This window comes from Deltaproteobacteria bacterium, assembly GCA_016874735.1.
Taxonomy (GTDB): Bacteria; Bdellovibrionota_B; Oligoflexia; order Oligoflexales; family CAIYRB01; genus CAIYRB01.
Genome location: VGTI01000022.1, coordinates 40,601 through 59,242, shown reverse-complemented (window position 1 = coordinate 59,242; position 18,642 = coordinate 40,601). Strand labels below are relative to the sequence as shown.

General features: G+C 54.4%; 15 protein-coding genes. 7 read left to right on the top strand and 8 right to left on the bottom strand.

The features are described from left to right. Positions 1–98: 98 nt before the first annotated feature. Both FJ146_10715 and FJ146_10710 read right to left on the bottom strand, forming a co-directional pair. A complete protein-coding gene (locus FJ146_10715) occupies positions 99–1,070 on the bottom strand; it encodes a nitronate monooxygenase (protein MBM4252432.1) in 972 nt (323 codons plus the stop codon). A 48-nt stretch (positions 1,071–1,118) separates the two neighbouring features. Then, positions 1,119–1,646 (bottom strand): DUF4442 domain-containing protein, encoded by a 528-nt coding sequence (locus tag FJ146_10710; GenBank protein ID MBM4252431.1) that lies wholly within the window; start codon positions 1,644–1,646, stop codon positions 1,119–1,121. Positions 1,647–1,710: 64 nt separating this feature from the next. On the opposite strand from FJ146_10710, the gene FJ146_10705 reads away from it, so the two are divergent. Next, positions 1,711–2,949 carry a glycosyltransferase gene (locus FJ146_10705; GenBank protein ID MBM4252430.1) on the top strand — a complete coding sequence of 413 codons (1,239 nt, stop codon included), beginning with the start codon at positions 1,711–1,713 and terminating at the stop codon, positions 2,947–2,949. Positions 2,950–2,967: 18 nt separating this feature from the next. Here FJ146_10705 and cls read toward each other — a convergent pair whose 3' ends face one another. Genes cls through acnA form a run of 3 tightly spaced genes read right to left on the bottom strand, consistent with a single transcriptional unit; the run spans position 2,968 to position 7,640 of the window. Beyond that, complete coding sequence (cls, locus tag FJ146_10700; protein ID MBM4252429.1) at positions 2,968–4,416, bottom strand: cardiolipin synthase; 1,449 nt, start codon at positions 4,414–4,416, stop codon at positions 2,968–2,970. Positions 4,417–4,447: 31 nt separating this feature from the next. Then, complete coding sequence (locus tag FJ146_10695; GenBank protein MBM4252428.1) at positions 4,448–4,963, bottom strand: GNAT family N-acetyltransferase; 516 nt, start codon at positions 4,961–4,963, stop codon at positions 4,448–4,450. Further along, a complete protein-coding gene (gene acnA, locus FJ146_10690; protein ID MBM4252427.1) occupies positions 4,953–7,640 on the bottom strand; it encodes an aconitate hydratase AcnA in 2,688 nt (895 codons plus the stop codon). Before acnA ends, FJ146_10695 begins: the two co-directional genes overlap by 11 nt. Positions 7,641–7,838: 198 nt before the next feature. Here acnA and ribD point away from each other — a divergent pair, with 198 nt between their 5' ends. Further along, positions 7,839–9,047 (top strand): bifunctional diaminohydroxyphosphoribosylaminopyrimidine deaminase/5-amino-6-(5-phosphoribosylamino)uracil reductase RibD, encoded by a 1,209-nt coding sequence (ribD, locus tag FJ146_10685; protein ID MBM4252426.1) that lies wholly within the window; start codon positions 7,839–7,841, stop codon positions 9,045–9,047. A 19-nt stretch (positions 9,048–9,066) separates the two neighbouring features. Here the strand turns inward: ribD and FJ146_10680 are convergent, their stop codons facing one another. Together FJ146_10680 and FJ146_10675 are read right to left on the bottom strand one after the other, a co-directional pair. Continuing rightward, complete coding sequence (locus FJ146_10680) at positions 9,067–10,113, bottom strand: alpha/beta hydrolase (GenBank protein MBM4252425.1); 1,047 nt, start codon at positions 10,111–10,113, stop codon at positions 9,067–9,069. Beyond that, on the bottom strand, positions 9,986–10,744 hold the full coding sequence (locus FJ146_10675) for a glycerophosphodiester phosphodiesterase (GenBank protein ID MBM4252424.1): 759 nt from the start codon (positions 10,742–10,744) through the stop codon (positions 9,986–9,988). Before FJ146_10675 ends, FJ146_10680 begins: the two co-directional genes overlap by 128 nt. Before the next feature lie 184 nt (positions 10,745–10,928). Between FJ146_10675 and FJ146_10670 the strand changes: the two genes are divergently transcribed. The 5 genes from FJ146_10670 to FJ146_10650 all read left to right on the top strand — a co-directional run bounded on the left by FJ146_10670 (position 10,929) and on the right by FJ146_10650 (position 17,684). Continuing rightward, positions 10,929–11,678, top strand: coding sequence for a hypothetical protein (locus FJ146_10670; GenBank protein MBM4252423.1), 750 nt, complete (start codon positions 10,929–10,931; stop codon positions 11,676–11,678). 77 nt (positions 11,679–11,755) lie between these two features. Further along, on the top strand, positions 11,756–12,889 hold the full coding sequence (locus tag FJ146_10665) for a glycosyltransferase family 4 protein (GenBank protein MBM4252422.1): 1,134 nt from the start codon (positions 11,756–11,758) through the stop codon (positions 12,887–12,889). After that, positions 12,886–14,109, top strand: coding sequence for a glycosyltransferase family 4 protein (locus tag FJ146_10660; GenBank protein ID MBM4252421.1), 1,224 nt, complete (start codon positions 12,886–12,888; stop codon positions 14,107–14,109). Before FJ146_10665 ends, FJ146_10660 begins: the two co-directional genes overlap by 4 nt. A gap of 33 nt (positions 14,110–14,142) precedes the next feature. Further along, complete coding sequence (asnS, locus tag FJ146_10655; protein MBM4252420.1) at positions 14,143–15,531, top strand: asparagine--tRNA ligase; 1,389 nt, start codon at positions 14,143–14,145, stop codon at positions 15,529–15,531. 41 nt (positions 15,532–15,572) lie between these two features. Further along, a complete protein-coding gene (locus tag FJ146_10650; GenBank protein MBM4252419.1) occupies positions 15,573–17,684 on the top strand; it encodes an endoglucanase in 2,112 nt (703 codons plus the stop codon). Positions 17,685–17,689: 5 nt separating this feature from the next. On the opposite strand, the gene budA is transcribed toward FJ146_10650, so the two are convergent. Then, entirely contained in the window at positions 17,690–18,526 is an 837-nt protein-coding gene (budA, locus tag FJ146_10645; protein ID MBM4252418.1) for an acetolactate decarboxylase, read from the bottom strand. Positions 18,527–18,642 lie beyond the last annotated feature (116 nt).

The following is an 18,642-nucleotide window of genomic DNA, read 5'->3' as shown; positions in this document are numbered from 1 at the left end:
AACGCCTCATGAAAAGTCCTAGGGGTATGCAATTGAACCTTGGATATCGATCGTTTGTATCAAAAAATACTGTAATTTTTCCACCAAAAAGAATCGACTTACGGTGTCACCAAGCCGCGGATGATCGTCTCAACGGTCTCGACTTTATGAACCCCAGCGACGCTGCGGCCTGCTTGCCAATACTCTTTATAGTCGCTGCCTTTATGCAGGCTCTGCTTGAGCTCCAAAAGAGAGCGCAGACTGTAAAACATTCTGGCCCAATGTTTTGTGCGGGGATGATCGAGTAAAAATTTGGCAATGCCCCCAACCTCAGCGCCGCGATCTTGCATGAACTTCGTATTGATCACGGCGACGGGGACCCCGGTCAATTTGCGCGTTAGGATAATATCTTCTGCCTCAGCATTGACGATTGCTTCTTTGTAGTCTGCATGTGCCGTGCACTCAACCGATGCAATGAAGCGCGTCCCAAGCTGCACGCCCTGGTAGCCGATTTGTAAGGCGCGCTCGTAGGCCTTCCGGTCGCCAATTCCGCCTGCACACACTAATGGCAGGCCAAGTGGAGCCAGATCATCGTATAATTTTTCAGGCGCCAGCGACCCGGCGTGTCCCCCGGCCTGATTATTCACACATATGAGTCCATGCACGCCGGCATCCACAGCCTTTTTTGCCCACATTCTGTCGGTTGTGTCGTGGAACACCACACCACCACTGGCTTCCACAGCTTTGACTACCCAGCTAGGATTGCCTAGTGCCGTGATGAAGAACCGCACCCCCTCTTCGAGAGCGATCTGTAGCCACTCGCGGTTTTTCTCAAGATACTTCTGCGACGATTTTTCAATCAGCAGGTTAAGACCAATAGGCTTATCTGTGAGTGTGCGAATGTAGCGTAAACCATCGCGAAACTTATGCTTGTGCACAAAAGTGAGGGATACAGGCTGGACGATTCCAATCCCACCAGCCGCAGATACTGCGGCAACTAATTCGGGGTTACTACACGGATACATGGCTCCGCCAATGATCGGATAGCTAATACCAAGACGCTCTGTCAGTGCTCGTTCCTTGGTAGACATTTTGCGCATCTCCTTTACTTTTACTTGAAAGACCAGTTGATCAGATGACTAGGCCTTATTGGTGCCTGTGGACTTTTTGACACGTTTTTTGAGCGACAGCACAAGGTCCATTTCAGCAACCACATCATCCGAAATCGATGGAACGGTTGCTATAATCTTGAGCTCAGTATCGACACGCTCCCCTGTTTCCTGTGCCCTAGCAACCAGGGCCTCGATAGCAGCTCCCTGCTCACAGGTGAACACGACGTCGCCTTCAGGGCGTTTTTTAAACTGGGCGCCGGCGGACTTAAAAACAAAGTCGATCTTGTAACCCTTCTCCACGATGAGTTTGACGGCGTAGTAAGCTCCAGCAACATCGGCTCCGATCATAAGGGCGCCGAAATACATGGATTTGAGATGATTGCGGGAACGTCGATTCAGCGGGATGAGCATCTGCATCCGCCGGTTGTTAACTTCTAGAATCCGCGGTCTCACGTAGCCAATGAGCGGTACCTTGACGATCCCAAATAGACGCAGAAGCACCGTATCTAGGACGGTTTCGGGCAAAACTTTTTTTGCCTGTTCCAGAACGGTCATAATTGCTCCCCATAAATTGACTGCAAATATTGAGTAAACTTAAATTACCCCAACATTTAGCCTAATGACCAACAATATAGTCCCTGTTATCATTATCGGCATATTCCCAACGCAGTCGAGGCTAACTATGGATTTGTTTCACGGCGTCGCATTCACAATTTGGACTGTGAATGTAATCCTAGTTGTTGGTGGCAGTTTAGCGACGGTGATTTGGACGCGCATACGTGAGCGCAAGGCCGAAGGCACACCCTCTTTCTCAATCCTAAAGCCCCTAAAAGGGGTCGACTCAGGTCTCTACGAAAACCTCGAAACTTTTCTAAACCTAGACTACCCCCAATACGAGGTCATTTTCTCCGTCGCCGATGATCAAGATCCAGCCATAGCTGTCGTGCGTCGACTCTTAGCGGCCTACCCCCGCGCTCCCGCACACCTCATCATTGGTGACGATGTGATCGCCCCCAACCCCAAGGTGAATAATCTGGCACGTTCTCTCGATGCAGCAAGGCACGACTTCATCGTTATCAGCGACAGCTATATCAGAGCTTCTGATGATTACCTGCAGAACCTGCTCGATGTTTATGGACCCGACACGGGAGTGGTTACGGGTTTAAGGTGTGGCTACGGTGGCAAAGGTATTGGCGGCAAGCTCGAAGAATACCACATGAATTCATTTTACATTCGGTCGCAAGTCCAAGCGCGACTCGCTCATCAAACTTTTTGCTTAGGCTCGACCATGATGTTCGCACGCAGCTTGGCAGAGCAGCTTGGTGGCTTCAAGGTATTTGGTCACTTTGCGTGTGAAGATTTTGCCTTTGGCATGGCTTGCAAGCGCAAAGGCAAAAAAGTCTCGCTTTCCCATGCGCCTGTGCGGCAATTCATAGGTCAACGGAGCTTTCAGGAATTCTGGCTCCGTCACCTGCGTTGGCACATCTTGCGGAAATACGCCACGCCTTGGATCTTTTTCATCGATTGGCTCCATCGCCCCCTGCCGGCCTCGGTGCTTGCTTATCTAGGCATATCCGGCTTTGCACCCCAGTTAGCCCTTGAAGCTGTTTTAGCAACCAATGCCTTGTGGTTCCTCTGTGACTTGTTCGTCCAGAGAGCCATCATCAACACTTGGATCAATCCTGCCATCTGGTTGCTTAAAGAGCTCCTAGCGCCGTTCAATTGGCTCCATTCCCTGATCGGGCGCCATATTGTTTGGCGGGGCAACAAATTGAAGCTGCTGACTGGTGGTCGTGTCGAGGCCGTCCCCAAATATGAAACCCAAGAGCAGGATCAGAGTTTAGGGAAAGTTAGCTAACTTCTTTTGCCCGCCACACTAGAGGTAGGGTGCAGCTAGTCGTACGACACCGTCGCGGATCTTGGCTGCGGTGGGGCGCCGTATCAGCTGATCCAAGGTCAGCGGCTGAGAGCGCGCCAACTTGCTCTCAAAAATGGCATGCAAGCCCGCCGCGAGACCACCGCTGAAGCACTCAACATTAAACTCAAAATTCAAACGCAAACTACGTGCATCCCAGTTTGCTGATCCAATCATGCTCCACGCATCATCAACCAACATCACTTTAGAGTGATCGAAGGGTGCTTCGGACAAATAGACGCGGCACCCCTTTTCGAGGAGTGGGGGCAAGGTTGCCATCGCTGCCCAGTGCACAGGCTTGATGTTGTTCTTGGCCGGCAGGATAATCTCCACCTCAATGCCGGACATGGCCGCCACACATAAAAAACGCACTGTGGTTGCATCTGGCAGAAAATAAGGGGTAACGATCCGAATCCTGTGTTTAGCCGACGCAATGGCACCGAGTATAGTCCAGAGTATCTTCTCAAAATCACGGTCCGGCCCATCCAAGATGCCGCGTGCCAAAACTTGTCCCGGTTGCTCTGTAATGGCAGGACGCCAAATCTCGCCCGTAAGGCGTTCTTTGGTGGTGAAAACCCAGTCTTCGATAAATGCCTGGCGCAAGTGCGCCACTACCGGTCCAGCAACTCTGAAGTGCAAATCTTGAATTGGATGCGGGTAACGTTCTTGGATGCAGTTGCCCTGCCGGATATTCATGCCTCCGGTAAATCCCAAACGCCCATCAATAACCAGAATCTTACGATGGCTGCGCAAATTGATGGCCGCTATCCGCGTTGGCTGAAAGTTCGGCATAAACCGTGCCGCTCTTATGCCAGCGCGCCGCAAAGGTTTCATAATCGACGGATACGAGTAGCGTGAACCGGTGGCATCAACAAGTACACGAACCTCGACACCGCGCGTGAGCGCCTGACTCAGGGCAGCCACGAACTTAGCTCCCACATCATCATTGTCGAAAATATAGGTCGACAACATGATGCTCTTTTGCGCCCCGGCGATAGCCTTTAACATCTCGGGATAGGCCTGATCACCGTTGATCAAAGGTGTGATCTGATTACCCTCGAGCAGTGGCAATCCAGCCACCAAATTACCCACGTGTGCAAGCCGCCTGATCGATGGCTCAGTGAGCAGGCCCACATGATCCAACTGACGTACAGCCGCGTAATCGAGACCGCTTATGTTATCGCGTCCCATAAGACTGACGGCAGAGCGCCTAATGCGATTGATACCTAATATGTAATAAAGCAGAGTCCCTAAAATCGGGGAGAGCCATACAACCCCCACCCACCCCACTGCTGCCCGCGGCTCCTCTTTGGTCAGAACGATGTGCACTGAGGCGCCAATAGCTACAGCTAAGTGCAGAGCTAGCAGCACATCAACGCGGACTAAAAGATCGTTGATTAGGTGAATCATCCGTTCCTAAACTTAGAGCGCAGAACAGACCTTAGAGTTTAGTCTCATAGATATGAAAGTGTGCCTGCGACATCCCCAGTCTCTCGTAGGTTGCAATCGCTCCGGCATTATCCTTCTCGACGTAAAGACGTACACGTCGCCCGTCACCTAGCGCATTAGCCTGAGCTATCACATGCTGGTAGAGACGCTTAAAGATCCCTAAACCACGAAATTCGGGTTCGACAAAGACACTCTGGATCCAATGAACCAGACCATCTTCCCAATCAGTGACTTCAAAAGTCACCATGGTCTGCCCGACGACGCGCCCGTCAACTTCGGCCACATAGTAACGGCAAAGCTCAGGGGCTGCCAAAGCCCGGGCCACTCCGGCCGTGATCGTCGCTTCGGGTAGCCGACGCTTTTCCGTGTCCCAAGCCATCGTCGTATTGAACCGTACCAATGTTGAAAGATCACCGATCCCCGCATCACGAATGATCAGCGCGTTAGCAATTTCGGGACGATGACGCACCGCCGACGGCACGCCACCGTTCTCAAGATCAGTGGCCACTGAGTTTCCTTACGGTGTAGTGCAAAATGCCGCCGTTACGATAGTACTCAAGCTCATCAGCAGTGTCGATACGGCAGCGTGCTTTGAGGCGATCGGTCTTGCCGTCTTCACGGTGAATCACGACCTCAACTTCGCAGCGCGGCGACAACTGAGTCAGTCCAAGAATGTCAAAGGTCTCTGTGCCAACAAGCTTCAACGTGACGCGACTTTGGTCGGGCAGGAACTGCAAAGGCAATACGCCCATCCCGATCAGGTTTGACCTATGGATCCGCTCGAAGCTCTCAGCGATTACCGCCTTGACGCCAAGAAGGAAAGTCCCTTTGGCAGCCCAGTCACGCGACGACCCCGTGCCGTATTCTTTACCAGCAACGATCACGAGCGGTGTCTTCTCTTTCTGATATTGCATCGCCGCATCATAGATGGACTGCTGTTTGCCATCCGGCATGTGCTTAGTCACGCCGCCTTCGACGCCCGCCAGCATCTCGTTGCGGAGGCGAATATTAGCGAAGGTACCGCGCATCATCACTTCGTGATTACCGCGACGCGCACCGTACGAGTTGAAGTCGGCCTTTTTGACACCGTGAGCAACCAGATACTGACCTGCCGGACTAGCCTCTTTGATCGATCCAGCGGGCGAGATATGATCCGTAGTCACGCTGTCACCGAGGATCGCCAAGGGACGAGCGCCCTTGACATCACTCAATGCCGCCGGCTGTTTGGACATCCCGACAAAGTACGGAGGATTGCGCACGTAGGTACTCTTCTCGTCCCATTTGAACGAGAAGCCACCGCTGACCTTAACGGCCTGCCATTGCGCCGGGCCTTTGGCGACATTGCCGTAACGCTTGCGGAACATCTCCGGACTCAGGGCGCTGGCGATGGTGTCTTGGATTTCTTTATTGGTCGGCCAAATATCTTTGAGGTAGACGGGCTTGCCGTCTTTACCAGTGCCGAGTGCATCCTTTTGCAAATCAACCTTGATATTACCGGCGATGGCGTAGGCAACGACCAACGGAGGAGACGCAAGGTAGTTGGCTTTAACGTCGGGGCCGATCCGACCCTCGAAGTTGCGGTTACCCGAAAGCACCGAAGCACACACCAGGTCTTTCGCGTGAATAGCCGCAGCGATAGAGTCATGAAGCGGCCCACTGTTACCAATACAGGTCGTGCACCCGTACCCAACTAGATTGAATCCCATTTGATCGAGGTACGGAGTCAATCCCGCTGCTTGGTAGTAATCCGACACAACTTGGGATCCTGGCGCCATCGACGCCTTGACCCAGGGCTTAATCTTCAGACCTTTTTCTGCTGCTTTTTTGGCCACCAAACCAGCTGCCAACATCACTGCTGGGTTGGATGTATTGGTACAGCTGGTAATCGCTGCAATCACTACGGAGCCATGCTCAAGGGCAAAGTCAGCACCGGCAACTGGAGCGGTTTGGCTGGCATTGGCTTCACTCACCTTAAAGTTGCCGTGCAGCTCCTTTTTGAAGCCCGCGGCTACTTGGCTGAGAGGCACGCGGTCCTGTGGACGACGCGGACCTGCAAGGCTCGGCTCAACGCATCCTAGATCGAGTTCCAACACGTCTGTGAATACTGGCTCTGCGGCGTTGGGATCGCGCCACAGGCCTTGCGCTTTAGCGTAGGCTTCAACGAGCGCAACCTGTGTATCGTCACGACCAGTGAAACGCAAATAACGCAGCGTCTCGTCATCAATGGGGAAAAAGCCGCAAGTAGCCCCGTACTCAGGTGCCATGTTGGCGATCGTTGCGCGGTCGGCGAGCGACAGCTTGCCTAGACCTTCGCCAAAGAATTCGACAAACTTTCCGACCACACCCTTTTTGCGGAGCATTTCAGTCACAGTGAGTACTAAGTCGGTGGCGGTGGCGCCCTCGGGCAGTGCCCCTTTAAGACGGAAGCCAATGACCTCCGGGATCACCATCGAGAGCGGCTGTGCCAACATAGCGGCCTCGGCCTCGATACCGCCTACGCCCCAGCCCAAGACGGCCAAACCGTTGACCATGGTGGTGTGACTATCCGTACCTACGAGAGTGTCGGGATACACCCATTCGTCACTTCCTTGTTTAGAGCGGAAGGCCACCCGCGCCAAGTACTCAAGGTTGACCTGGTGACAAATACCAGTGCCTGGGGGCACCACAGTAAAGTTATCGAACGCCGTCTGCGCCCATTTCAAAAACTCGTAACGCTCCCCATTGCGCTCGAATTCCAAATTAACATTGACCTCGAATGCATCGGCCGTACCCGCCTTATCCACTGTGACCGAGTGGTCGATTACCAGATCAACCGGTTTGAGCGGATTAATCTTCTTGGGATCGCCGCCGACCTGCGCCATGGCCTCACGCATCGCCGCCAAGTCGACAACAGCCGGAACACCTGTGAAATCTTGCATCAATACACGCGCTGGATAAAACGCTACCTCGTGCGTCGAGGTCTTAGTCCTAAGCCATTCGCTCATGGCTCCGATGTCGGCCTTGGTTACGATTTGCCCGTCTTCGTGACGGAGCAAGTTCTCGAGCAAGACCTTAAGCGAGAGTGGGAGACGACTGATATCGCCCAGTCCGCCGGCGGCTGCCTTCTTTAGGCTAGCGAAACGATAAGTCTTGCCAGCCACGGTTAGGGTGTCGAGCGAGCGATAGCTGTCGGTCGAGGTAGCCATAGATTCCTCTCAGATACAGGTGCAAGTCAGTTCAGGTTCCAACCAGTCGCCGGTAGATCAGCATGCCTGGGCGTTGGCCCAGTCTACCTAATTTTGCTGTCTGGGGCAGCGACAAAGTGATCTTTCCAGTTCCGCTGTTAATGGTAAGATCAACGGCGTTGGTGCCAACTTCGACCCTACTACTGGCGATATCGAGCTTTGGTAAATATTGTTACTCCACCATTGGACATGGCCTTTTCCCAGCTGGACATCCCCACACCTGGGCGTGACATCACGCCCGACGCAGCTAAGTCACTGGCCACCCTGATTGCACTGCGAGGCCTCGGTCGTGTGGCACCCAATCCTCTGGTAGGAGCGGTCATTGTTGACGCCCAGCACCGCTTCGTGAGTGCCGGAGCCCACGAGAGGATCGGTGACGCCCACGCTGAAATTGCGGCGCTACGCGCAGCTGCTGCAAACGGGCTGACGCCAGCCATTGCCGGTGGGACGATGTATGTAACGCTCGAACCTTGCGCGCACCAGAACCGCACGCCAGCCTGCGCGCCGCAAGTAGCGGCCAGTGGCGTCGCAAGGGTGATCTATGGCAGCCCCGATCCCAATCCCAAGGTCAGTGGTCGCGGCGCTGCTTATATCAACAACGCAGGGATCACCTGCGAGTTGGATACAACCTGGACGCCCGCCTGCCAAAGGCTGGCGGAGGTCTTCCTATGGACCATGCATACGCAGAGTCCTTTCGTTGGCCTCAAAGTGGCTATGTCTAGCGACGGCATCATGGCCAAAAAAGGCGACCAAAGGGCCTGGATCACGGGGCCGAGGGCCAGGGCTTACGGCCATTTTCTCCGCATTTATTACGACGCTATTTTAGTTGGCGCTGGGACCATGCTTGCCGATGACCCGACCCTGGATGCGCGGGATGCGCTCATTGCTGGTCGGACACCGATCCGGGTGGTTCTCGATCCTGAAGGGTACCTCCTGCAAACGCGGCCGGACTGCGCTTGGCGCGTCCTTGGTCACGAACCCGACCGCGTCTTATGGTTGGTGAGCGATCAGCTTGCAACGTCAGCGACAACGCTTTTAGACCGACTTGCAAGTCTGTCGGTCCAAGTGCAGCGCCTCGCCGTCGATGCCAGCGGAGCCTTCAATCCGCGGGACGTCCTACAGGCTCTCTGGACGCGCGGGATCACCAGTCTCCTCATTGAGGGCGGACTTGGCGTTTACAAATCATTCCTGAGCGCCGGTTGCGTCAACCGTCTGCACCTATTTCAAGCCCCCAAATTACTGGGCAGCGATGGCGACGCCATGTACTTCGGAGAGGTAACGACTGGGCCTTTGCCATTCACGACCACTAGTCTGGTCCCTCTGGACCAGGATTGGTTGGTCGACGCCTCGCTGACGCGAATCCAGTAAACTTAAGTGCCAACGGCTTCTAGGCCTGTAAATCCTGTAAATGAGGCATGATCCAATCTCTAGTGGCCGTGATGGCCCCTGCGTAAATTTGGGGTAATTCGGAAAAGAGCTCATGACGGGCGTTGTGAAACACGTCGAGCTTCACGGCGCCGGGTGCATTTTCATGGGCAGCTAGGGCCCAGCGGCGCGCACAGTCAGGATCAACCACTTGCTCCAGGGTTGGAGCAAGCACCAATGTGGGTGTACTCAACTTCTTGAGGTTGTCGGCATGGAAACAAGTGTCGATAGCGCGGAACGACGCAGCTACCCAGCCAAATGTGGCACCTGGGATCTTGTAAGGAGCTGCGACGATCCGCTGATACAAATCAGCGCGATGCGTAAGCTTATTGTCGGCGAAAGTGGCACGACCAAAATCGCCGGCTCCGGAGCTGATACTACCGAGCCCCAAATGCGCAAGCGTCCGCGACAGGGGACGCGCGAGCGGTATCGGTACAGGTCTATTAGGTAGACCAAGAAAAGGCGATGACAACACCAAGGAACGCGGCGCTAGTTGCCCCGTTATCGTGCCGTAAAGTGAGATGAGAGCGCCCATCGAGTGGGCCACCAGCACGTAGGGCTTGCCGTCTGTCATTTTTTTAATCAGGTGCAATAAGTCACTGACATAAGTGTCGTAGCTATCGATGTAGGCGCGTGTACCGCCTGATCCGCCTTGCCCACGATGATCACAGGTCAAAAACCCTACATGCTTCGGCAGAGCTAAGTCGGCCTGAACATAAGCGTATTTTTCAATCCACTCGGCGCGACCATTCAAAAACACGACAAAGTGCGAGGGGTCTTTATCTTTGAGGACGCGACCGTAGCGCAACTCAACTTTACCATCCGGCATGCGTAATTTGCCGATATCAAACTGGCGCTCAGTTGCCTTGATCTCGTCAAATTTAGTCATGGACAAGCCGGTCATAGCGATCTGCCTCCTCGAGCCATAATTTAAGTTCGCGCGGATAATTCGTGCACAGTCCGTGTAAGCCAAAGGTACGAAGCGTCGTCCAGAGGGCGTCCCGTCCATGGTCCTCGCCCACCATCTCCGCCCATGCGTAAACGCGCCAGTTGCGCGCTGCGGCCTGGTCCATCAAATTGGCGTCCACGAGACTTGTATGCGGATGCAGGATGTTCGTGCTTGCCTGTGCCAGAAAGACGCTAGGCGCTAGGGTGGCAAAAAACGGCCAATTAAACGAATCAGAGCTCCAAAGGCAGGCCCGTTGCACCGCGGGGGCGTGGTACTTCATCCATACCAAAGGCTTGGCTTGAAAACACGAGACGATGATGCGCTCGCGCCGAGGGTGCTGCGCCACCAGCTTAGCCACCACATCGGCCAACTTTTCTGACTCACCCTTGATCTCAATATTGAGTTCAATCGCGGGCAACAGACGCTCGAGGGCCTCGTCTAGAAAAGGTACGGGCTCACCATTCAGGAGCCGAATCCGACTAAGCTCGGCCCTGTCGAGTCGCGAAATCCGTTGCCGCAGTCCCGTGGTCTTGGTGAGTGCATCGTCATGATTAATCACCGCATGGCCGTCACGCGTGAGCTGGACGTCGAGCTCGATGCGCACGGCGCCAGCAGCTACGGCTTTGCCGAAGGCGTCCCAGCTGTTCTCTAGACCCTCTTTGTTGGCGCCACGATGTGCAATCACCAGCATCGATTGCCCCCATCACCATTACGAGTAACCGTCAGTATTGACTAGTTGAATGACGATATCGCGATCCCACGTCGCGGGTCCAGGCAAATACTGCCGGTTAGAGGATGTCGCGTAGTAGGTTACACTATTATTACCGACCTCAATGTTTTTCTCAGAAGCCTTCCCCTTCCCCGGAGACCTCATCATGAGTGACCTATTACGCAGCTCCTTGGCCCGTCGCACCCTTGGCGCACTCGTAGCGCTGGTAGGCTTATCCACTGCGGTGAGCCCACGCGCCTACGGTCAGAGTGCGGGTGGCGGGCCGTTTGCCATGTCATCCGGCCGGAGTGGTGGGGACGGACCCTATCGCAGCTTGATGCTGGGACTACCCTTAGCCTCGACCGAGAGGGGACCCATCGGCCGCGTCGAATGGAATCTCTACGGCAAAGGTTCTTTGGCGGTCGAAGGTAGTTCTGAAGTTCTTGCCGAAGACTTGCTGCGGAGCCAAGTGACAGAGTCGGGTGAATCGATGATGACCAAGGGTGGGCAGATGAGCCTCCTCTACTTCCGCTATAGCAAACCGGCGTCGATGGCAGGGTGGTACTACGGCTTTGGGTTGGGTTATCACGAAGAGAGCGTCCAGTGGCACCGCCGCACGTCAGCTCCGGGCATCGCGCTAGCCGATGCATCTTATGTTAATCATTCTGCTTCATTAAGAGGCCCGACGGGTCACGGGCGTGCCGGCTATCGCTACGTCGGCACCGACGTGCCCATGCTGGTCGGCGGTTATTTCGGCCTGAGACACTTTCAGGCCTCGATCAGCGACAGCAAGCCCGAGGATTATGCTGAGAGCTCGGTGGCCCAAGTGGCCATGAGTGGCGCTGAGAAGACGCGCCTGCTCAATCGCTTTCGCACCGCTCCGGAAATCGGCATTGAGATAGGCTTCGTCCTCTAATCTGCCAGCATCACGAAACTGTGTCTGACAGTCTTTAGTTATGCTACCTTGGTGGCTTATCGGCACCAGGGGGATATGTGCGGATTGCAATCGATGCCAGGATGATCAACCCAGGCAGTATGCATGGCATCGCTCGCTATGTATACGAGTTGCTAATGTGCCTGATGAAGAGCGGGACCGGCGATGACTACTTCATCATCGTCAATCCCCATAGCCCTCTAGAGAGTATCTCCTGGCCTAAACACATGAGCCTCAAGACGGTCCAAGGCAGCTGGATGAGTCTCAGCCAGCAGTGGGAGTTGCCGCGCCTCCTTCACGACATCAAGGCCGACCTCTTCCATGCACCGTCATTTATGGCACCGTTGGTCTGCCCCTGCCGTCTCGTGATGACCATCCATGACCTGAACCACATGGTGCTGCCGCAGTTCTATACGCCGTTTCATCAATTCTACTATCAGCTATTTGTCCGCAGCTGTATCCGTCGCTCGGATTACATTCTCACGGTGAGCAATTTCTCCAAGGATGAGATTGTACGCAATCTTGCCATATCACCGGACAAGATCTTCGTGACCTACAACGGTGTGTCCGACAATTATCGACCGGTCGTAGATCAGGAATATTTGGACTACGTCCGCGATCTTTACGAATTGCCTGAGCGCTTTATCTTCTGCCTGTCAAACAATAAGCCGCACAAAAATGTCCACCAACTTGTGCGCGCCTATTGTCATGCCCAGCTTACAGTACCTCTCGTTTTGGCTTGTCCCGTTGATACAAGCCTCATCAGAATTGCTGAAAATTACGGCAAAAAGCACCTGATCTACTTCTCTAAGTTTATCGCCGAGGAGCACCTCCCGAGTGTCTATTCTATGACGCACCTGTTTGTTTATCCTTCGACGTACGAAGGGTTCGGACTACCACCGCTAGAGGCGCTTTCTTGCGGCGCTCCTGTAGTCGTTGCGCATTCGTCTAGCTTGCCAGAGGTTGTGGGCGACAGCGCCATTTTTACCGACCCATTTGACTATCAGGACATCGCACGCGCCCTTGAGCTTGGTGTCCGTGACGAGGCGCTGCGCAAGCGGCTATCACATATAGGTGTCCAGCATGCCAAACGATTCTCGTGGCAGGCCATGACGGATCAGACGGTTGAGATTTACAAGAAATGTCGGATCGCAAGTAATGCCGGCGCTACGAAACGAGTGGAACCGACATGAGAATAGGCATCAACGGCAGATTCCTTGCCGCTAAACGTACCGGTGTTCAGAGAGCTGCGTACAATTTAATTAAGGCCCTGGTCCGCGTTGATCATGTGAACGAGTACTACCTCTTCACTTCTGCCGACCAAGCGACTAATCCTGACTGGAATTTTCCTAACGTCAAAGTCATCGCCGCGAACATTCGCGAGGGCGAAAACTTTCGCAATCATTTGTGGGAGCAGTTTGTGCTGCCACGCCTAGCTATGCGGCATCAAATTGACATTTTGCATTCACCGGCCAATCTAGCGCCGCTGCTTTATCGCGGCAAATCCATCGTCCATATTCATGATCTTTGTTTTGTCGTCAATCCACAGTGGTTCAGCTTCTCATTCCGGACCCTCTATAATTTTGTGATCCCCCGTCTCGCTAGACGCGCCGCCAAGGTCATCACCAACAGCAACAACTCACGCAACGACCTGCTGCAGTTTTGTAATTTACCCGCGGAGCGAGTCAGCCAAGTGTACTGGGCGGTGGACGATCTTTTCACTTCTAGGGATCGCGAGGATAATCAACCAACCGATTGGAATTTAAACGACTACATCTTGTATGTGGGCTCGCTCGAGCCACGTAAGAACATCGGCACGCTGCTCGAGGCCTACGAGCTCATGCGTAGTCGGTACCCCGACTTAAAGCCGAAGTTGGTGCTCATCGGGGGGGAGAGTCCGCTTTTTGCCGAAGTCCGGCTCAAGGTCAAAAAATTCAAGGACGACATCCTATTCAAGGGATTCGTCAACGATGAGATGCTCAGGGCCTCGTACCGGCATGCCAGCATTTTCGTTTACCCTAGTCTTTACGAAGGCTTTGGCTTGCCGCCGCTGGAAGCAATGGCAAGCGGGGTCCCCGTGGTCACCACGCTCACCTCGTCCCTTCCAGAGGTCGTGGGCGATGCAGCGATGATGGTAAGTCCTTATAATGTCGAGCAGCTTGCCGAAACGATGGCCAACGTACTGACCAAGCCCGAGCTGCGGCGGGATATGATCACCAAGGGCAAGGAACAAGTACGCAAATTTAACTGGTATCGTGTTGCGCGCAACACCTTGGCCGTTTATTACGAAGTCTACAACGCGCAGCCAGCGGCGGCTGGCGATTCACGGCAGTTTCTCCCGTTCTCGGTCTGGCGAGAACTGCGGGATCTCGAGGCCCGCGAATTGCCTCCCGCAACGCTCACGTTGTCATGACGCTACGAACAACTTCACTGGAGATAGCATCTTATGCAACGCGAACGCATTGCCCTCGTTCTTGCCTCTGGCAAGCCTGACACCGTCATCACCGTCTGCGGCTGGGTCCGCAGCAAACGTGAGTCAAAAAACTTTGCCTTCCTCGTGCTTGGCGACGGCTCTACGCAAGACAACCTGCAGGTTATTGTCGACGTCGGCACCCAACCATCCACCCAGCTGCCCCAGTGTAATACGGGCGCAGCCATCAGCGTCCGCGGCGTCTTGCGCGAATCTCCCGGCAAAGGCCAATCGGTCGAACTTTTGGCGCAGGAGATTACCATCTTCGGCGGCGCCGACCCAGAGACCTACCCACTGCAAAAGAAGGGGCATACGCTCGAATTCTTGCGCGAGATAGGCCACCTGCGTCCGCGCTCGAATACCTTTGGTGCCGTGTTCCGCGTGCGCAACGTCCTGTCTTATGCCGTGCATGAGTTCTTTCAGAGTCGCGGCTTCGTCTGGGCTCACACTCCGATCATTACTGCCAACGATTGCGAAGGGGCGGGCGAACTATTTTCCGTGACGACTCTGGATCCCAATAAATTGCCGCGCGACGACAAAGGCCAGATTGACTACACTAAGGACTTTTTCGGCAAAAAGGCCCACCTCACCGTCTCCGGACAACTAGAAGGTGAGTTTATGGCGATGGCGCTTGGCTCCATCTATACCTTTGGACCGACCTTCCGCGCCGAAAACTCGAACACCACGCGGCACCTTGCTGAATTTTGGATGATCGAACCAGAGATGGCCTTTGCTGATCTCGATGATGATGCCAAACTGGCCGAGGATTTTCTGCGCGCCATGTGTGCCGCTGCCGTCAAACACTGCCAACCCGAACTTGAATTTTTGGAAAAGCAGTATAAGACCATCACCGTGGCCGAGATTGCTAAGCTCGCCGCATCACCCTTTACTCGTATCACCTATACCGATGCGATCGCCGAACTCAAAAGGGCCAAGGTCACCTTTGAATTCCCCATCGATTGGGGCAAAGACATGCAAAGCGAGCACGAGCGCTATCTGACTGACACTGTGTTCAAGGGCCCGGTGATCGTCACGGATTATCCCGAGCAAATTAAAGCGTTTTATATGCGCCTCAACGACGACGGCAAGACAGTGGCGGCCATGGATGTACTGGCGCCACGCATCGGCGAAATCATCGGTGGCAGCCAGCGCGAGGAGCGTCTGCCACTCCTCGAGAAACGCATGGCCGCCATGAATATCCCAACAGCTGATCTGCAGTGGTATCTGGATCTCAGACGGTTTGGCTCAGCGCCTCATGCGGGCTTTGGTCTGGGCTTTGAGCGTCTCGTTCAGTACCTGACTGGCATGGGTAACATTCGCGATGTGATCGCATGTCCACGAGCGCCGCAACTGGTCGCGTTTTAACGAAAAAAGGTTTATAAATAGAGGCACAGGAGGTGCCTCTTATGGTTTTCTTGCGCTGCAGTGCAGGGCTTCGCCTTGCCGTAAAGCTTGCCTTATCTGTCTCTCTCCTCACCGCCTCGCCGTCGCTTGCTTCGGCCGCGACAGCGCGGACTGGGGGCATCAGCCTCGAGCATAAGGAGCAGCATTGGCCGGCTCCACATCACGGGCTGCCGCATGTGGTGATGACGTCGTCTGGTTTTACCATCACGACGGCGCAGGGCCGCACGTTTAAGGTACCCAGTGACGACACCGCTAGGGACCGGTTCCTTACTCTTTGGCTACAGCTACACGATCCACGAAATGGCTACTTCAGTGCGACTGACCTACCTTATCATTCGGCCGAGACGCTCATCGTTGAAGCGCCCGACTACGGGCATTTAACGACGAGCGAAACGATAAGCTACTGGGCATGGCTCGAAGCTGTCTACAGTCGCTACACTGGCGACTTTAGTCTGCTCGGTTACGTTTATGACCGCATGGAGGCCTACGCAGTTCCAAAAATGCAGCACGGTGTAGGCTCCTACAACCCGTCCTCTCCTGCGCAGTATGCACCTGAACGCGACCTACCTAACGAGTACCCAGTACAACTGAATCAGGGTGTGCAAGTTGGTACTGATCCGATCGCCAAAGAGCTTGCTGCGGCCCACGGGCCAGAAATTTATGGCATGCATTGGTTGATCGATACAGACAACTGGTACGGCTATGGTCACGGTACCAACCCGGTGCCGATTAACACCTTTCAGCGCGGTGCTATGGAGTCCGTATTTCTTACGGTGCCCCATCCCTCGTTTGATGAATTTCACTTTGGTGCACCAGATCAGGGCTTTTTAAGCTTATTCGCTGCTGATCCTAGTGGCTATAAACGGCAGTGGCGCTACACCAACGCACCTGATGCTGATGCACGCATGGTGCAAGCGACCTATATCGCTATGCAAGCAGCGCGTGCCAGCGGTGATGAGCAGGCGGTACGCTCACTCGCTGCTAAGGCGAGTAAGATGGGCGATTACCTGCGCTATTCTATGTTTGATAAGTACTTCAAGGCGACGGGCTGTATGCGTCCGGATTGCACCCCTGGTCAGGGCTACGACGCCGCCCATTATTTAATGGCTTGGTACTACTCGTGGGGTGGCTCGCATCCTCAGGATCAGGGCTCATGGTCATGGCGTATTGGTGGCAGTCATGCGCACTTTGGTTATCAAAATCCTTTTGCTGCCTACATCTTGAGTCAAGATCAAGATTTCCTGCCGCTTTCGGCCCATGGTGCTGCCGATTGGCATCAGAGTCTGACGCGTCAACTTGAATTCTATCAATGGTTGCAAGCGGCCGAAGGCGCCATCGCTGGTGGCGCCACCAATAGCTGGCTTGGCCGCTACGAGACGCCTCCTGCTGGTCAGAGCCAGTTTTACGGCCTGAGCTTCGAGCCCCATCCGGTCTACCATAATCCCAATTCCAATAGTTGGTTTGGTTGGCAGGCTTGGTCGATGGAACGAGTGGCAACTTATTATCAAGTGAGCGGTGACCGATCGGTCGAGCCATTGCTGACACGCTGGGTCAACTGGGTAACCGCTCACGTCAAACTTCAAGATGATGGCGGGTATCTGATTCCATCGACTCTTGAGTGGAGCGGACAACCCGACTCGTGGGATCCGCAGGTCCCTGATCATCAGCGCAATCGCGCGCTGCATGTGCGGGTGACTGAGTATGCTGAGGACGTTGGTATAGGCACGAGCTTAGCCAAGGCTTTAGCAAGTTACGCCAAAGGCTCGCGTCTGCACCGCCAAGTGGAGTCCATACAGGCTGCGACGTTGGCACAAGAACTCATCGACCGTACCTGGAATCACTACCGCGACGACAAAGGCGTCACCAACAACGAGACGCGCGCCGATTACAAAAACTTCAATGCCGGTGTCTATATCCCGCCCGGCTATCAGGGTAAATTAGCGCACGGCGCTGAGGCCATAAGTAATGCCACGTTCCTGAGTCTTCGGCCGCAGTACCGTCAGGACAATGAATTTAGCAAAGTGCAAAACTACTTGAACGGCGGCCCGGCACCGATTTTCCGCTATCACCGGTTTTGGGCCGAGGTCGAAGCGGCCGTGGCCTTCGCCAATTGAGAGCGCTAGTTTTTTGACTGAGGTGGAGTATCGCCTGCATGGGCACGCTCCACCTTAGTAACATCAGCATCCGACACTGGTGCCAAATTTGTGTGGGTGAAAGCTTGATCACTAGGGATTCCTAGCTGTAATCCACGGGCAGCCTCGAGAGTCACAGCGCCGCTGACCAAATTGAGTTTGAAGACGTGACCAGCAAAGGTGTGATCATCACTGATAAAGTGGAAGTGGTAGCCGGGCACGTTAATGCCCGACACATAAGACGGCATGCGGAAACCAACCATAGTCCCGGTCACCCGGGCTCGCTCAAAGATAGGCTGCTTCTTCACGGCTTCCGTGAGCTTGGGGTAGGGGCGCTCTTGCCTAGGTGCCACGCGCAGTGTTACAGCTGCGAAGTCACCACTGATCTTTATAAACACAGGTGTATTTAGACTTGGCATGCGCGCATCGACTGCTGCCTCAATCTGGGCTAGGTCTAGGTTCTTCAGTTGCTCTGCTTTGGCATCTGCACTGAAACTGGCAACTGTCGCAAATGGTGTGGAGCACGCGCTTAACCGCTCCACCTTGCCGGACTGACGTGCTGCGTATACTTGGCCGTCGACGACGATCATCTCACCGTCTAGGTGATCGAATGTACCAACGCCGACATTGGACCCACGCCTCAGGACATCGCTACAGCTGGCGTTACCGTCGTAGAGACCTGCCATGACCGCCGCGATAGGTGCCGTCTGGTAAATCCAACCCGGTTCAGCTATCCCCATCTGGGAACAGATTAAAAGCAATGCCGCGTAAATATGCCGAGCCATTTTCACTCCGAAGTCTCCATCACTTAGCGCCGTACGCATAGTCAATTCATTTACAAAGTAAACGCAAGATTAGAATATAACTCAACAAACACAGCTGAAATTCCGATAAACTAACATCATGCAGGCGCCGTAAGCCTGGCGCTAGGCCGCACTAC

What these genes read in the sequence shown, in the direction of transcription:
- FJ146_10715 (MBM4252432.1), bottom strand. Translation starts at nt 1,070, where the DNA reads ATGTCTACCAAGGAACGAGCACTGACAGAGCGTCTTGGTATTAGCTAT.
- FJ146_10710 (MBM4252431.1), bottom strand. Translation starts at nt 1,646, where the DNA reads ATGACCGTTCTGGAACAGGCAAAAAAAGTTTTGCCCGAAACCGTCCTA.
- FJ146_10705 (MBM4252430.1), top strand. Translation starts at nt 1,711, where the DNA reads ATGACCAACAATATAGTCCCTGTTATCATTATCGGCATATTCCCAACG.
- cls (MBM4252429.1), bottom strand. Translation starts at nt 4,416, where the DNA reads ATGATTCACCTAATCAACGATCTTTTAGTCCGCGTTGATGTGCTGCTA.
- acnA (MBM4252427.1), bottom strand. Translation starts at nt 7,640, where the DNA reads ATGGCTACCTCGACCGACAGCTATCGCTCGCTCGACACCCTAACCGTG.
- FJ146_10680 (MBM4252425.1), bottom strand. Translation starts at nt 10,113, where the DNA reads ATGGACGGGACGCCCTCTGGACGACGCTTCGTACCTTTGGCTTACACG.
- FJ146_10675 (MBM4252424.1), bottom strand. Translation starts at nt 10,744, where the DNA reads ATGCTGGTGATTGCACATCGTGGCGCCAACAAAGAGGGTCTAGAGAAC.
- FJ146_10670 (MBM4252423.1), top strand. Translation starts at nt 10,929, where the DNA reads ATGAGTGACCTATTACGCAGCTCCTTGGCCCGTCGCACCCTTGGCGCA.
- FJ146_10660 (MBM4252421.1), top strand. Translation starts at nt 12,886, where the DNA reads ATGAGAATAGGCATCAACGGCAGATTCCTTGCCGCTAAACGTACCGGT.
- asnS (MBM4252420.1), top strand. Translation starts at nt 14,143, where the DNA reads ATGCAACGCGAACGCATTGCCCTCGTTCTTGCCTCTGGCAAGCCTGAC.
- FJ146_10650 (MBM4252419.1), top strand. Translation starts at nt 15,573, where the DNA reads ATGGTTTTCTTGCGCTGCAGTGCAGGGCTTCGCCTTGCCGTAAAGCTT.
- budA (MBM4252418.1), bottom strand. Translation starts at nt 18,526, where the DNA reads ATGCGTACGGCGCTAAGTGATGGAGACTTCGGAGTGAAAATGGCTCGG.